This window comes from Shewanella surugensis, assembly GCF_023284005.1.
GTDB lineage: Bacteria > Pseudomonadota > Gammaproteobacteria > Enterobacterales > Shewanellaceae > Shewanella > Shewanella surugensis.
Genome location: NZ_JAKIKS010000016.1, coordinates 48,424 through 63,787, shown reverse-complemented (window position 1 = coordinate 63,787; position 15,364 = coordinate 48,424). Strand labels below are relative to the sequence as shown.

At 41.2% G+C, this 15,364-nt stretch carries 12 protein-coding genes and 1 pseudogene; 8 read left to right on the top strand and 5 right to left on the bottom strand.

Annotated features, from left to right (window positions below):
- The 3 genes and pseudogenes from L2764_RS06080 to moeB all read left to right on the top strand — a co-directional run.
- A pseudogene (locus tag L2764_RS06080) lies at positions 1-108 on the top strand (IS30-like element ISVsa7 family transposase); the annotation flags it as partial.
- 346 nt (positions 109-454) lie between these two features.
- Positions 455-1,699: a molybdopterin molybdotransferase MoeA gene (moeA, locus tag L2764_RS06075; protein WP_248939333.1), complete on the top strand. Its 1,245-nt coding sequence runs from the start codon at positions 455-457 to the stop codon at positions 1,697-1,699.
- 5 nt (positions 1,700-1,704) lie between these two features.
- Complete coding sequence (moeB, locus tag L2764_RS06070; protein ID WP_248939332.1) at positions 1,705-2,499, top strand: molybdopterin-synthase adenylyltransferase MoeB; 795 nt, start codon at positions 1,705-1,707, stop codon at positions 2,497-2,499.
- Between the two features lie 11 nt (positions 2,500-2,510).
- Here moeB and L2764_RS06065 read toward each other — a convergent pair whose 3' ends face one another.
- On the bottom strand, positions 2,511-3,974 hold the full coding sequence (locus L2764_RS06065; protein WP_248939331.1) for a flavin-containing monooxygenase: 1,464 nt from the start codon (positions 3,972-3,974) through the stop codon (positions 2,511-2,513).
- A 167-nt stretch (positions 3,975-4,141) separates the two neighbouring features.
- On the opposite strand from L2764_RS06065, the gene L2764_RS06060 reads away from it, so the two are divergent.
- Positions 4,142-5,047: a carbonic anhydrase gene (locus L2764_RS06060; protein WP_248939330.1), complete on the top strand. Its 906-nt coding sequence runs from the start codon at positions 4,142-4,144 to the stop codon at positions 5,045-5,047.
- A gap of 54 nt (positions 5,048-5,101) precedes the next feature.
- Here L2764_RS06060 and hutI read toward each other — a convergent pair whose 3' ends face one another.
- Positions 5,102-6,337 (bottom strand): imidazolonepropionase, encoded by a 1,236-nt coding sequence (hutI, locus tag L2764_RS06055; protein WP_248939329.1) that lies wholly within the window; start codon positions 6,335-6,337, stop codon positions 5,102-5,104.
- A gap of 238 nt (positions 6,338-6,575) precedes the next feature.
- Between hutI and hutC the strand changes: the two genes are divergently transcribed.
- The 3 genes from hutC to hutH are packed head-to-tail and all read left to right on the top strand — an operon-like array spanning position 6,576 to position 10,560.
- Positions 6,576-7,292, top strand: a complete 717-nt coding sequence (hutC, locus tag L2764_RS06050) for a histidine utilization transcriptional repressor HutC (RefSeq protein WP_248939328.1) — start codon at positions 6,576-6,578, stop codon at positions 7,290-7,292.
- A 56-nt stretch (positions 7,293-7,348) separates the two neighbouring features.
- Positions 7,349-9,025, top strand: a complete 1,677-nt coding sequence (gene hutU, locus L2764_RS06045; protein ID WP_248939327.1) for a urocanate hydratase — start codon at positions 7,349-7,351, stop codon at positions 9,023-9,025.
- Positions 9,022-10,560 carry a histidine ammonia-lyase gene (hutH, locus tag L2764_RS06040; RefSeq protein WP_248939326.1) on the top strand — a complete coding sequence of 513 codons (1,539 nt, stop codon included), beginning with the start codon at positions 9,022-9,024 and terminating at the stop codon, positions 10,558-10,560. Before hutU ends, hutH begins: the two co-directional genes overlap by 4 nt.
- A gap of 44 nt (positions 10,561-10,604) precedes the next feature.
- Here the strand turns inward: hutH and L2764_RS06035 are convergent, their stop codons facing one another.
- The 3 genes from L2764_RS06035 to L2764_RS06025 form a co-directional block, all read right to left on the bottom strand.
- Complete coding sequence (locus L2764_RS06035; protein WP_248939325.1) at positions 10,605-11,651, bottom strand: T6SS phospholipase effector Tle1-like catalytic domain-containing protein; 1,047 nt, start codon at positions 11,649-11,651, stop codon at positions 10,605-10,607.
- Between the two features lie 118 nt (positions 11,652-11,769).
- The gene (locus L2764_RS06030; protein WP_248939324.1) at positions 11,770-12,819 is read right to left on the bottom strand and encodes a T6SS phospholipase effector Tle1-like catalytic domain-containing protein; all 1,050 of its coding nucleotides are present in this window, start codon (positions 12,817-12,819) and stop codon (positions 11,770-11,772) included.
- Positions 12,820-12,953: 134 nt separating this feature from the next.
- On the bottom strand, positions 12,954-13,586 hold the full coding sequence (locus L2764_RS06025; RefSeq protein WP_248939323.1) for a DUF3157 family protein: 633 nt from the start codon (positions 13,584-13,586) through the stop codon (positions 12,954-12,956).
- A 476-nt stretch (positions 13,587-14,062) separates the two neighbouring features.
- Here L2764_RS06025 and L2764_RS06020 point away from each other — a divergent pair, with 476 nt between their 5' ends.
- Positions 14,063-15,286 (top strand): mechanosensitive ion channel family protein, encoded by a 1,224-nt coding sequence (locus L2764_RS06020; RefSeq protein ID WP_283106926.1) that lies wholly within the window; start codon positions 14,063-14,065, stop codon positions 15,284-15,286.
- Positions 15,287-15,364 lie beyond the last annotated feature (78 nt).

Below are 15,364 nucleotides of genomic sequence, written 5' to 3'. Positions count from 1 at the left end.
GCCAATGCTGAATTTTTAATTAACATGAGGCCAAGAAAGGCGTTAAACTTTCTCAGTCCTTATGAGTTTTTAACAGGTAAACGTGTGTCGCTTATTGCTGAGATCTAGGATAAACCACATTACACTGGCGACACCGATGTCGATCAATCTGCCTATTTTGTTTCTTGTAAAGTAAGGCGCGGCTTACGGTTTAATTCCTGGATTGCAAATTGAAGAGGAGTTAGCAAGCGGAGAGTTAGTGAATATTTTACCTCAAACGGGATTGACTCAGATCTTATATTGACATCGATGGGCTGCCGTTAGAAGGGGTTATAAGCCGTTATCAAATGCCATCTTAACATCGGTCAGCAAAGATTGATCTAGGTCAATGGGATCGCTAAGGCAATGATCGCATTTTAGGAGAGCTTGGGTATAATACTTTTCTCATATTGCTCTTACTTTCAAGGATAGACAAATGTCCACCATTCATGACCCTTGTGCTCAACCTAGTTTAATGCATCCAGATCAGGCTATTTTACAGTTATTAGATCAAGTGCCTGTGATAGCTGAAGTTGAGCGGCTGGCTTTGAGTGATTCATTTGGACGTGTATTGGCAAATAATGTGGCATCAAGTATTGATTTACCTCCGTTTGACAACTCTGCAATGGATGGTTACGCCTTTAATTTTGATGATGTACCTGTTTTTGATGGACTCTCTTTAGCCGGGGAGTCGTTTGCTGGGAAGCCTTATTTAGGGGCGTGTTTAGCGGGAACTTGCATTCGGATCATGACCGGAGCGCAGGTACCGAGTGGTTTTGATACGGTACAAATGCAAGAAAAGGTTATTACTAAGGAAAATAAAGTCTTTATTGAGGCGCCAAAACTAAAAGGGGCCTGTATTCGAAAGCAAGGTGAAGAATTGCTTGCCGATACGCAAGTGCTAGCAGCGGGTACATTGATCCGCGCAGCAGAGATGGGCGTGCTTGCAACCATAGGAATTGATAAAGTAGAGGTTAAGCGAAAAGTTAAAGTTGCCTTTTTTTCAACAGGAGATGAATTACAGCCTGTAAGTACATCATTAGCCACAGGGCAAATTTATGACTCCAATCGTTATAGTATTCAAGGTTTATTGAGCCGAGCGAATCTTGATTGGATAGATTTAGGCATTGTTCCTGACGATCCAGAAGCGATAAGGGCGGCTTTTCATCAAGCAGCGAAAGAAGCGGATATGGTTTTAACATCTGGTGGAGTGTCTGTGGGGGATGCGGACTATATTAAACAGATTTTGGAAGAAGAGGGAGAAATTACCTTTTGGAGGCTGGCGATAAAGCCTGGAAAACCTTTTGCTTTTGGTCATTTACATAATGCCGTATTTTGTGGTCTTCCTGGAAACCCTGTTTCTTCTATGGTGACGTTTTATAAATTAGTCTGGCCGTTGATAGTGAAAATGCAAGGCCAGCCTCAACGTCAATTAGTGACCTTACAAGCGACACTAAAGGGTGAGATCAGAAAAGCGCCTGGTCGTGTTGAATACCAGCGAGGCATACTGAGTTATAACGAAAAAGGGGAGGCCGAAGTGCGTATGAGTGGCGCCCAAGGCTCAGGTATGCTGACGTCCATGACGTTGGCCAATTGTTTTGTGATTTTACCCCTGCAACAAGGCAATCTTCCTTTGGAATCAGTGGTGACTGTTGAGCCTTTTAACAGCGTATTGGATTAGACTTGATGCCAAGCTTGAATGATAAGACGCGAGTTGCTCATTGTGATAATCAAGACGAGTTATCTGATGCTGAATTACTTCGGTATGATCGTCAAATTGCTATCAAGGCAGTAGATATTGAAGGGCAAGAAAAGCTCAAACAGGCCAAAATCTTAGTCATTGGCCTTGGGGGCTTAGGTTGTGCGGCGAGTCAATACCTAGCCGTGGCAGGCGTGGGTCATTTAACCTTGATTGATTTTGATGTTGTCAGCGAGTCTAATTTACAAAGGCAGATCTTACATTGCGATAGTAATATTAATGAATTGAAAGTTGATTCAGCCAAACAAACTTTGGCTAAATTAAATCCCTATATCCATATTAATACCATAGCAAGGCAATTAGATGATGAGAAAATGAAGTCAATAATTGATGAACATGATCTTGTTATTGATTGCACCGATAATGTGTCGGTGAGAGAGCAAGTTAATCAGGCCTGTTTTATTCATAACGTTCCGTTAGTGTCAGCTGCAGCCATTCGTATGGAAGGCATGATCACTGTTTTTAACTACAAAGAAAACACCCCCTGTTATCGTTGTTTTAGTCAGTTGTTTGGTGAGCAAGTGTTAAGCTGTGTTGAATCAGGAATACTTGCCCCAGTTGTGGGTATTATTGGATCTATGCAAGCCCTTGAATCCATTAAGTTACTGCTTGATATCGGTAAAGATCTTGTGGGGCGTTTGTTGTTTTTCGATGCAATGACGATGGAATGTCGAGAAATGAAGTTATTAAAACAAGCTCATTGCAGTGTATGTGGTGGATGAGTGATCACTTTTTATCGAAAGTCTTTTAAATTGGGTTGTCGCATTAATGCGACCCAATTTGTCCAAGTATCTGGCCAAGTGATTGGATCGCCATCTTTGTCTAAATACCAACTCTGACAGCCACTGGCCCAGACGGTATTATGCTTTTTTTTATTTAACATTTCGCACCACACTTTCATGGCTTCGGGTTTCGCTTCAATGATGTCGAGTTTATGGTGTTGCCATGACTTAATTAAGTTGATGGCCCAATTGGCTTGTTTTTCACTTATCTCTATCATTGAATAATTCGCAATAGGTGAATGTGGTCCTAGCATCAGAAAAAAATTTGGAAAATTGGGGATACATAATGAGCGATAAGCCTGTATTTTTTTGTTCCAAACATCTTCAATATTGACTCCATTACGACCAATAAGGGTCATCGGGTGCATATAGGCGAAGGGATTGAATCCGGTCGCGTAAATAATTACGTCTAGCTTGTGGATTTGCCCGTCTTGAGTCCGGATCCCTTGATGAACAACAGTCTCTATAGGTTGTGTTTCTAGTGTTGCGTTGGGCTTATTTAATGCATCGTAGTAGGTTGCGTTGATGACTAGCCGCTTGCAGCCTAGTGTATATGTAGGAATGAGTTTTTTTTGTAATTTTTTGTCTTGAATGGTTTTTTTTACATATGAGATAGACTGATGAGTGAAAAATTGAATGATTTTTTTGTGAATAAAGCTGTTTTTTGTCAAGGCTGTGGTTAATTTTGCGCATAAATATAATAAGATTTTATTGACTATTTTTGTGCGCAGAGGATGATTTCGATAGTGTTGTTTTTGTTGTTCATTATAGGGTTTGTTTTTGATCCCCAACATCCAAGCGGGTGTACGCTGAAAAACAGTCACTTGGGTATTATTCTGTTTGATGAGTTCTGGAATGAGCTGGGCAGCGCTAGAACCTGTGCCTATCACACCAATTTTTTTTCCTGTTAATGAGACTTCGTGATCCCACTGTGCAGAGTGCATGCTTATTCCTGAAAATACTTCTTTACCGGATATGTTCGGTAGCATGGGCTGATGAAGGATCCCTGTCGCAGAAAATAAAAAATCAACGGTGAGATTATGCTCTGTGTTGGTTGTTATGTGCCATTGACTGTCTTTATAAATACATTGAGTCACTGTTTCATTGAAGCGTGTATATTGGGCTAATTCATATTCGATAAAAACGCGATTAAAATACGCTAATATTTCTTTTCCTGGGGCAAATAAATGACTCCAGTTAGGATTGGGAGCGAAGGAGTAACAATACATATGTGAAGGAACGTCACAGGCGACACCGGGATAAGTATTTTCTCGCCATGTGCCTCCGGGCTGTTCTTTTTTTTCTATTATAGTTATTTTTTTTATGCCCATTTTACACAGCTTTATGGCTAACATAATACCCGTCATACCTGCACCTATGATGGCGACAGAAGGCGTTCGCTTGTTCACTTGCATGCTGATGATATTCTCAAAGTTTACACTGTTTCGTTATTCTTGAGCTTAGCTGTTATTTGTACTAATGCCATTTGGGGTGAGTTGGGTACATTTGGCTTTTGTCATCTACAATGATAGGGCTAATGAGTGAGGATGGATTTTACAACTACTTATTCTATGGAGGGCCTATGAGCTGGTTATATAATCAAGTGACTGCTTTGCCTATCATGAAGTTCTTTGTCATTATTTTTGCAGTATTAGGCTTGGTTTCCTGTTCAAAGGAGCCCCCGAAAGAGACAAACTCTCTAAGTAAGACAAAAGATATTTTTTGGGGATATGTGGGTGAAAGCTCACCTGAACATTGGGGGAAAGACTATCCCCAATGTGAATTAGGTGGCGATCAATCCCCGATTAATATCGATCCTAAATCAGTCAAAGTAACATCTCTACCTGCATTGCGTTTCACCTTCTCGAGAGAGCCTACTGATATTGAAGATAATGGTCATACTGTCGAGGTGGTATTTAGTGATGATCCCAGTGAAAATCAAGGGAAAAGTATCACGTTAGACTATAACGAAAAAGGGCAGCTGGCAAATAGTCGCGCTGTGGAAATTGAGTATAATGCCAAGCAAGATACATTAGTTGTAGATGATAAGGAATATCGATTGGCGCAATTTCATTTTCATAGCCCGAGCGAAAATGTGGTCAATAGCCAACATTATCCAATGGAGTTGCATTTAGTTTATGAGGGAGCAGCGACACAGTTTGCTGTGGTGGCGGTATTTTTAAATATAGGCGCGGAAAATCCCATTATTCGTACCTTATGGGAACATATGCCGACTTACCGTGGGCAGAAAAATGATATTCGCTCTCTTAACTCTGACTTTTCTGGGTTATTACCGACTAAGCGAGGGTATTATACTTTTCAAGGATCGTTTACGACGCCGCCTTGTACACGCAATGTGATTTGGTATGTTTTTCATGAGCCGATTAGTGTCTCTCAATGGCAAGTTGATGATTTTAAAAAAGTAATGAACCACAATAATAGACCACTACAACCCTTAAATAGCCGGCCAATATTATCGAGTCAATAATGGTGGTGATCGGGAATAGGCAGCGTTTACGCTGTCTATTCATTGTCTGTCTTTTTAGCGATCTTTTTGTGGGATGACTCGGCCGGATTTTACGACTTGTTGGCATGCATTAACGCCATATGTGTAAGCAAGTTGAGCGGGCGTATTGATATCCCATAAACAAAAATCGGCGACTTTTCCTATTTCAAGGCTACCGACATTGTCTGCAATACCTAAGGCTTTGGCTGCATTGATGGTCATGCCTTGTAATGCTTCTTCTGGGGTGAGCTTAAACAAAATGCAACTCATATTCAGCATGAGTAAACTTGAGCAGATAGGCGATGATCCGGGGTTATAATCACTGGCAACGACCATCGGGATCTTGTATTGACGCAGGAGCGCTATTGGGGGTAGCTGAGTTTCCCGTAAACTGTAATAAGCACCGGGTAATAAGGTGGCGCAAGTGCCATATTGACTTAATACTTTGATACTTTCTTCACTAATAAATTCAATATGATCAACTGATAATGCCCCCAATTTTGCCGCCATGGCTGATCCTCCTAGATTAGAGAGCTGCTCCGCATGTAATTTTATATTTAATCCGGCTGCTTTTGCTGCTGTAAGCACTTGTTTGGTTTGCGCGTGATTAAAAGCAATATGTTCACAGAAGACATCAACGGCATCGGCTAAGTTATCTTTGATGACTTTAGGTAGCATGTCATTAATGACTAAATCAATGTAATCATCGGCTCTTCCTTGGTATTCAGTGGCGATGGCATGAGCCCCTAAAAAAGTGGTTTTTACATCGATATGATGATGCTCACCTAATGCCCTTGCTACGCGTAGTAGTTTGAGTTCGGTTTCAGTATCGAGGCCATAACCTGATTTAATTTCAACGGTTGTGACCCCTTCGCGTGCTAATGCGTTGAGGCGTTGCCTGCCTAATTCAAACAGTTCAGCTTCACTGGCTTCTCGACAGGCATTAACAGTGGAAAGGATCCCGCCGCCAGCGAGGGCGATATCTTCATAACTCATGCCTTCTAGTCTCTGTTCAAACTCGTGAGCTCGATTACCAGCAAATACAAGATGGGTGTGCGCATCGATAATACCTGGGGTGATCCAGCCACCTTTACCACGATAAATGGGGGTCGATAAAGTATCAAATTTGGGTAAATCTTTACGTTCCCCTATCCAAGCAATTTTACCCTCTTTAATCGCCATGGCGCCTTGAGTGATAGCACCATAGGGTATTGTTGAGGTTGGATCCATGGTTGCGATATTGATGTCAATCCAAACTTGATCCCAAGACATAGCAGTTCCTTTTTTCTTAATCAGTTTTTAATTTATAGATAACAAATAGTTATTTCTATCTTTCGTTTGTTTGTTCTGAATTCTATACAGTCTATTTTATCAAAAATAACTTGTCTAGCTTGCATCAGCTTGTATATACAAGTTAGTGTGTTTAGAGTGGTTTTTAAACAAGTGGCTTAATGTTTATTGTGATACAGGCCTGTAGTGGTATATCGATTAGAGGAAGATAATCCGTTATATGGCAATGGCTAAATTTGTTGAAATCAAGCGACATATTGTCGCCAAAATTGAATCGGGTTGCTGGCGTGAGGATCATAAACTGCCTTCTGAAAATCAACTGGCTAAGGCATTTTCTTGTAGCCGTATGACAGCGAGACGAGCATTAACGGAATTAACTGAAATAGGTGTTTTACGGCGTTCTCAAGGCTTAGGAACGTTTGTCGCGAGTCATAAATCACAGTCTTCTATGCTGGTTATTCGGGATATTAGTCATGAGATCCAAGCCAGAGGACATGGCTATAGTGTGGTGTTGCTGGCGCTCACACAGCGGAGTATCGATGAGGCTAATGCCATTAACTTAGGCGTCAATGAGGGCTGTCGGGTGTTTTATTCTAAGCTTTTACATGTCGAACAAGGTGTTCCTTTACAAATTGAGGAGCGATATGTGGATCCGCACCGAGTGCCTCATTATTTAGAACAAGATTTTAACCAGTTAACACCTCATGCCTACCTGTCTCAGGTTGCGCCATTAACACAAGCTGAGCATACCATTGAGGCTATTTTAGCTGATAACCGTCAATGCGCATTATTACAAATTGCAGCTAATGAGCCTTGCTTGCAGATCAGTCGACGAACATGGTCGAGTCAAGGCGTCGTGAGTTTTGCGAGGTTAATTCATCCTGGAAGCCGTTTTAAATTAGATGGAAAGTTATTTTTGAACAATGAACCCAATTAAGTTATTGACTTTTATGTGGGTTAAATAGCCGTGATAGTACTAAGAGGGATAGAACATTGAATAATCGACATGACACTAGCAGGCATATTATTGCCCCTCATGGAACGGAATTAAGTTGTAAGTCTTGGTTAACTGAAGCGCCGATGCGTATGTTAATGAATAACTTACATCCAGATGTGGCTGAGAGGCCTGAAGATCTTGTGGTTTACGGTGGTATAGGGCGAGCGGCGCGAGATTGGGCTTGTTATGACAAGATTATTCAAGTCTTACAACGTTTAGAAGATGATGAAACCTTACTGGTTCAATCGGGTAAGCCTGTGGGGGTTTTTCAAACTCATAGCAATGCACCTAGGGTGATTATTGCTAATTCTAATCTGGTTCCACATTGGGCTAATTGGGAGCATTTTAATGAACTCGATAAGTTAGGTTTGGCCATGTATGGGCAAATGACAGCTGGTTCTTGGATTTACATCGGATCGCAAGGAATTGTGCAAGGCACTTATGAAACCTTTGTTGCCATGGCAAAACAACATTTTGGTGGCTCATCACAAGGCAAATGGATTTTAACGGGGGGCTTAGGTGGAATGGGCGGCGCCCAACCGCTTGCTGGTACGATGGCTGGATACTCGGTTTTAACCTGTGAAGTGGATGAAACACGTATTGATTTTCGACTACGTATGGGTTATTTGGATAAAAAAACTTCATCTTTAGATGAGGCGTTAGCGATGATAGAGGCTGCAAATGTCAGCGGCCATCCTATTTCAGTGGGGTTGTTAGGTAATGCCGCCGATATTTTCAGTGAGCTGGTGGCGCGCAATATCACTCCAGATGTGGTTACCGATCAAACCTCAGCACATGATCCTTTAAATGGCTATTTACCACAAGATTGGACCCTAGAGCATGCCGCGTCTATGCGTCAAACCGATGAGGCGGCAGTGGTGAAAGCGGCGAAACAGTCGATGGCTGTTCAAGTGAAAGCCATGCTTGCTTTACAAGCGGCTGGCGCTGCGACTACAGATTACGGTAATAACATTCGTCAGATGGCATTTGAAGAAGGTGTGACAAATGCATTTGATTTTCCGGGTTTTGTGCCCGCATACGTGAGACCCCTTTTCTGTGAAGGGATTGGGCCTTTTCGTTGGGTCGCTTTATCTGGCGATCCTGAAGATATTTATAAAACCGATCAAAAGGTGAAAGAGCTCATCCCTGATAACCCCCATTTGCATCAGTGGCTCGATATGGCGCGTGAGCGTATTGCTTTTCAAGGTTTGCCAGCGCGGATCTGTTGGGTCGGGCTTAAAGATCGTGCCCGTTTGGCATTAGCTTTTAATGAAATGGTGAAGAAGGGGGAGTTAAAAGCGCCTCTTGTGATTGGTCGCGATCATCTAGATTCCGGATCGGTCGCGAGTCCGAATCGAGAAACAGAGTCCATGCTTGATGGCTCGGATGCCGTCTCTGATTGGCCATTAATGAATGCTTTACTGAATACGGCTAGTGGCGCGACTTGGGTGTCGTTGCACCATGGGGGGGGCGTTGGAATGGGCTTTAGTCAGCACTCAGGCGTCGTGATTGTTTGTGATGGTACCGATGAGGCTGCAACGCGACTTGGCCGAGTGCTATGGAATGATCCCGCGACAGGTGTTATGCGGCATGCCGATGCTGGATATGATTTGGCGAAACAATGCGCTAAAGAACAAGGACTGGATTTACCGATGTTGGAGGATGAAGCATGAAGGCATTAACTCTGGAGCCCGGAACATTAACGCTAAATCAACTTCGTGAAATGAGTCGTATCGGTATGACTATTTCGCTATCAGTCGGGGCTCTGGATAATATTAATGCCAGTGCTGGACTAGTGCAAAAAGTGCTAGATGAAGGGCGCACGGTTTACGGGATTAATACGGGTTTTGGGTTATTGGCCAATACTAAAATAGCGGTAGAAGACTTGCAGTTATTACAAAAATCGATTGTGCTATCTCACGCAGCGGGTATCGGAGAGTTGATGTCTGATGAGACCGTTCGTTTGATGATGGTGTTAAAGGTTAATTCTTTAAGTCGAGGTTTTTCTGGCATCCGTCTAGAGGTTATTCGTTTCTTTATCGGCTTGATTAATGCTGAGGTGTATCCTTGTATTCCAGAAAAAGGCTCAGTGGGCGCGTCAGGCGATCTCGCGCCGCTTGCTCATATGTGTTTACCTTTACTGGCTGAAGGTCAGGTTCGTTATCAAGGGCGATTAATTCCGGCGATTGAAGGGTTGGCAATTGCTGGCCTTCCCCCTATGGAATTGGTGGCTAAAGAAGGGTTAGCTTTACTGAATGGTACACAAGCGTCGACGGCATTAGCTTTGGAAGGTTTATTTAATGCCGAAGATCTCTTTGCCGATTGTTCCGTGATTGGTGCGATGAGTGTTGAGGCTGCTTTAGGCGGGCGGAGTCCTTTTGATGCTAGGATCCATGCCGCTCGTGGCCAACAAGGTCAAATTGATTCGGCGGCCATTTTTCGTCATCTTTTGGGCGAGGAGTCAGACATTGGCTTGTCACATCTTGATTGTGAGAAAGTGCAAGATCCTTATTCGTTGCGTTGTCAGCCTCAAGTGCTAGGGGCATGTTTAAGTCAAATTCGTTATGCCGCTTCGGTTTTAGTGACTGAAGCAAATGGGGTAACTGATAACCCGCTGGTGTTTCAATCACCTGATGACATTATTTCAGGGGGGAACTTTCATGCTGAGCCCGTTGCTATGGCGGCTGATAACTTGGCCATTGCTATTGCAGAGTTAGGGGCTTTTTCTGAGCGGCGTATTGCATTATTAATCGATGCTAACTTATCAAAACTGCCTCCATTTTTGGTCGAAAATGGGGGGGTTAATTCTGGTTTTATGATTGCTCAGGTGACGGCAGCAGCATTAGCATCTGAGAATAAAACCTATGCACATCCTGCATCGGTTGATAGTTTGCCCACATCTGCTAACCAAGAAGATCATGTGTCTATGGCGACCTTTGCGGCTAGGCGTTTACGTTATATGTCTGATAACACGCGTGGTGTGCTTGCCATTGAATTATTATCGGCATCTCAAGGGCTTGATTTTCGCTTGCCATTAAAACCGAGTCCTGCGGTAGAACAAGCAAAAGCTTACTTACGAGAAAAAGTGGATTATTATGATAAAGATCGTTTTTTTAGTCCTGATATAGAAGCGTCAATTGAGCTATTAAAGACCGGCGTGTTTAATGCTTTTATCCCTAAAGACATGCTGCCGAGTTTAAAGGGATAATGAATGTACATAACAAGAATAAAGGTGATAAGTCTTCATTCTTGTTATTTTATAGGTGGGAGTGTTGTGTCTCTATTCCAAGGCTCAATATGGTATTGACCTTGTAAGATCCAAGGTTGATACTCAGGATGTCGTTGATTCATGGTATTTAAATTTCTTTCTAAGACGCTGGCATGGATCGTCGGCTTATTGCTGATATTTTTATTCCAGAAACGTGTCTTATTTTGTAACCAGGCTCCCCATCCCCAAGATATTTCATTATGCATAGTATCGTGAATATTTTGCTTGATGGATATGTTGGGCGCGAGTATTAATCCATGACGTTGTGCTTGTTCTAACATCCAAAATAGGGGGATGTTCGAAAGGCCATCATGTTCATAGCCACCGCCTACGTCGCTATGGACCCCACTGAACCAGACTTGCTTCAAGGTTTGGGCTGGATGTGCTTTTTGTCTCCATAAAAGGGGGCTAAAAATGCCACGAGTTTCATCTATGGCTAATGCATGATAGGCATGCTTGACATTAGCACTGATTTTAAAGTCATGAAATTGATGTCTAAAAGTCGGAATATTGGATAATAAATGATCTAAAAATCGATTGGGTAGCCCTAAGGCCGCTACGGTATCCCATACGCCAATAAAGTGAATATCGCAGGCTTCGGCACCATGTTGATTGATAAAACGATCTGCTTGGTGTTGTCTGAGTAAAGGATCTCTTATTTGATAGATTTTTAACGCTGCACTGATCAGTGTGGGTTTGATGCTGGGCAAGAGCCCGAAAAATAGCATAAAACGTGATAAACTTCTGACAGTAGCCGCTCCACGGCTAAAGCCAAAGAGATAAATATTATCCCCCCAATGATAATGCTCGACAATAAAGCGATAACAATCGAGCATATTATTGGTAATGCCGAGTCCGAGTAAGCTCCCCGTTAGTCGCCACCAATGACCGCCTATTCCTTGACTGTAATGAGTGATTTGATTTTTTGAATATTGATCAATAAAAGTAAAGCTTTTAAATACATTACTGCTATATAGAGTATGGCCAGCTTGTCCTGTTCCATCAGAAAAAATGACGATGTTTTTTGACATTTCACTCTCCGTTTCAGTGGCTCACGAATCTGACTCAGTGTGTTGTAATATTATATACCCAAGTTACTTGCTCTTGTATTTCGAGTAACTTAGATAGCGTTAACCGTATGCTGAGCGACTAAGCCGCTTTCTGAGGAAGATAAGTGTTTTGATTCCAAGGTTCGATATAGTATTCATCCTTCAATATCCAAGGTGTATATTCAGGATGAACCTCGTTAATGGGGTTTAGTTGACGCTGTAGTACACTGGCATGTACTGTGGGTTTATCTTCAATATCAGTATTCCAAGTTCGTTTCTTTTGTTCGAATAGCCGAGCAGAAACACCGATTGATTCATTATGCATTTTTGCGCTGATATCTTGATTTATTTCAATATCATTATGAATAATCAGTCCATGAGATGAGGCATGATCTAACATCCAGACGAGAGAAATATTCGATAAGCCATCGTTTTCATACCCGCCACCCACATCAGTATGTACGCCGCTAAACCAAACTTGTTTGACTGTTTGTTGTGAATGCGCTTTTTTTTGCCATAACATGGGATGAAAGATTGCTCGAGTATCATCAATGGCTAAAGCATGATAAGCATGTTTTATATTTTCACTTATTTTAAAATCATGAAATTTATGTTTAAAAGGGGGGATCTTTGACAGCATACTATCGAAAAGTCGATTGGGTAGTCCCATAGCTGCCACAGTATCCCATACGCCCATGAAAGTAATATCACATTCAACATTTTTATTTTTACTGATAAATAAGGCGGCTTGTTGTTGTCTTTTTTTGGTATTTTTAATTTTATATATCTTTAAAGCTTGTTTGATGAGCTCTGGTCTTGATTTTGGTAATATACCAAACAGTTGAATAAATCGAGATAAACTGCGAACCGTTGCCGCACCTCGACTAAAACCAAATAAGTAAACCTTGTCCCCTACATGGTAATGATCAAATAAAAAACGATAACACTCGATCATGTTGTCTGTCATTCCTACACCGAATAGACTACCCGTTATTTGTCGCCAATCAGTACCAATTCCTTTGCTGTAATGTGCAATTTGTTTTCCTGATCGCTCTTCGATCATATTAAATGTTTTATAGACGTTAGTGTTGAATTTCACGCCGCCTTCTTGCCCCGTACCATCCGAGAACAGGACGATGTTTTTTGACATTTTACTCTCCATTACAGTTTGTCAATTTCTTGCTTTACTGCATTAAAAGCAAAATATATGCCGCTATCAACTTGTTACACACCTATTTTTAATTAGAAATAGGTGTGAGGATAGCCTTTTTCATTCAGAGGGATTTATCTCGATTCTAACTCGGTAATTTTAAAGCTCATGAGTTGCTTATGCCATTGTGCTTTATCGATACCATTAATCCAAAACACTCTGCTTTTACGAGTTTCATTTTTGCGTAAATAGGTTTCAGGTAGGCGAAATGTGGCTTGCCAAACATTCACGTTGTCAGATTTTATAAGTGTGCCATCATCATTGTAAAATTTAGTTTCTAATTTGACTAAGACATAATGTTTATTGCTATTACTGGTTAATTCAAATTGAAACCCTAATTGGTCATCATTCCACTGGGTATTGAGGATACTGACTTTTACGCCATCTTTAGCGGTCGATTTTAATAGTTCTGATTGAGTCATTACCTGCTGATTTAATTTAGGCGGTACGTTCAACATAGGGGTTGGATTCAGTGGAATTATATTGGTTTGCGGCGTATTTGTCGTTATTGATGGCATTTTGTCAGTGGTGGCTGTTGGTGTTTCTAAGATGACATATTCCCAAGTAAAGTCATCATGGAGTACCACTGTTGTGCCATTATCTAAAACCACTTCAGCAAGTTGATCTGCAAAAGCGACTTTTAAAGGTAAGGTGCCAGCGAGTAAAGTTAAAAAGAGGGCTAGGTATTTTTGTTGTAATTTATGCATGTTCAGACCGTAGGTAATTAAATATTAAGTGTGTTGTATGATTTGAGGAACTAGGATATACCCAAATAAACCCTAAAGGCGAGTCAGTCACTTTAAATTAAAGATGGTTTAAAATTAATTAGATTGATGCGAAGTACTTAAGTCTCTTTAAGTAATTGTTATTAAGTTACTTTATTTATTTTCTGATGATGCGTTTAACTATAGTAGTACTTGGAGTGTAATGAATTTTTCTTGTTGGTGGAAAGAAAATGGTAAAGTGTTTCCTTCATTTATTGATTATCATTGATAATGAGATGAGTTGATTTTGCCGCTTTAGGGGGGGTTTAAGCTCGTTATACCTAAATCAGTCAGATCTTGTATCTTCAACTGACTTGGAGGTAATCAATATTTTTGTTCCATATATGAGGATTTAATCAGTGGATTACGATTTTCGCTCACAAGTGAGTCATTGGGTTTCAAGTTGGGGACTAAGCGAATTGGTTTCAGAGAATCTTGTGACTGGGATTTCCATTTTAGGTAGCTTACTGTTTGCCTTGATTGTCTATTTAATTGTACGCAGAGTGATTGTTCGTACCGTTAATTTAGTCATTAAACATTCAAAGGTTAGCTGGGATGATATTTTTATGCGTCATCAGGTACTGGAGAAAATGGCATTGTTGGCGCCACTGTTTGTATTGAGTTTATTGGTGCCGTTAGCATTATCGGGTTCACCGTTGTTGAGTATGCTCACCGATCGCTTGCTTCAGTTTACGATTGTTATTCTAGTGATCCGAGTTATATACAGTGCATTGGATGCGGCAAATAAAGTTGCCGACTTTAATCTTGTGAGTCGCCGCTTGCCGATTAAAAGCTTTGTACAGCTATTGAAATTGTTTCTATTTTTTATTGCCATTATCATTTGTGTGTCTATTTTATCCGATCAATCGCCGGTTTACTTCCTTAGTGGCTTAGGTGTTGCCACTGGTTTAGTGATGTTAGTGTTTAAAGATACTATTTTAGGGTTTGTGGCGGGTATTCAACTTGCGGCTAATCGTATGGTGAGTCCTGGTGATTGGATTCAAATGGATAAGTATGGCGCAGATGGTTCAGTTGAAGAAGTGTCTTTAACGACGGTAAAAGTGCGTAATTGGGATCAGACGATTACCATGGTCCCTGCTTATGCACTGGTTTCTGATGCTTTTAAAAACTGGCGAGGGATGTCGGAATCGGGTGGGCGTCGTATTAAACGTGCTTTGATTATTGATAGTCAAAGTATTAAGTTTATTAGTGATGAAGACAAGCTGAGATTGGCTAAAGTGAACCATTTAAAAGATTACCTTACCAGTAAAACAACTGAAATTGATGAGTTTAATGCGAAGGTGAGCGATGCAGGTATGCGAGTTAATAGTCGCCATTTGACCAATATTGGTACCTTTCGGGCTTATATGGTGCATTTCCTACGAAATCATCCTAATGTTCATCAGAAAATGACTTTACTCGTCAGGCAGTTAGCGCCAGTCAGTGAAGGGATCCCTATCGAGATTTATGTTTTTACTAACGATACTCGTTGGGATGTTTATGAGGATATTCAAGCTGATATTTTTGATCATATCTATGCTATTTTACCTGAATTTGGTTTGCGAGCATTTCAGGCTCCATCGGGAGCGGATCTTAGAAGTTTACACTCCGTGACGGGGCATACTCAAGCGACTAAAATATAGCGCATCTAGCAGATTTGGGTATAAAAACCAACAATATTAGATTGTTGGTTTTTTATTTTATGCTTGCGATTAGGTTAA

Excerpts from the sequence above, each read along its gene's own strand:
- moeA (WP_248939333.1), top strand. The coding sequence starts at position 455 with ATGTCCACCATTCATGACCCTTGTGCTCAACCTAGTTTAATGCATCCA.
- moeB (WP_248939332.1), top strand. The coding sequence starts at position 1,705 with ATGCCAAGCTTGAATGATAAGACGCGAGTTGCTCATTGTGATAATCAA.
- L2764_RS06065 (WP_248939331.1), bottom strand. The coding sequence starts at position 3,974 with ATGCAAGTGAACAAGCGAACGCCTTCTGTCGCCATCATAGGTGCAGGT.
- L2764_RS06060 (WP_248939330.1), top strand. The coding sequence starts at position 4,142 with ATGAGCTGGTTATATAATCAAGTGACTGCTTTGCCTATCATGAAGTTC.
- hutI (WP_248939329.1), bottom strand. The coding sequence starts at position 6,337 with ATGTCTTGGGATCAAGTTTGGATTGACATCAATATCGCAACCATGGAT.
- hutC (WP_248939328.1), top strand. The coding sequence starts at position 6,576 with ATGGCAATGGCTAAATTTGTTGAAATCAAGCGACATATTGTCGCCAAA.
- hutH (WP_248939326.1), top strand. The coding sequence starts at position 9,022 with ATGAAGGCATTAACTCTGGAGCCCGGAACATTAACGCTAAATCAACTT.
- L2764_RS06035 (WP_248939325.1), bottom strand. The coding sequence starts at position 11,651 with ATGTCAAAAAACATCGTCATTTTTTCTGATGGAACAGGACAAGCTGGC.
- L2764_RS06030 (WP_248939324.1), bottom strand. The coding sequence starts at position 12,819 with ATGTCAAAAAACATCGTCCTGTTCTCGGATGGTACGGGGCAAGAAGGC.
- L2764_RS06025 (WP_248939323.1), bottom strand. The coding sequence starts at position 13,586 with ATGCATAAATTACAACAAAAATACCTAGCCCTCTTTTTAACTTTACTC.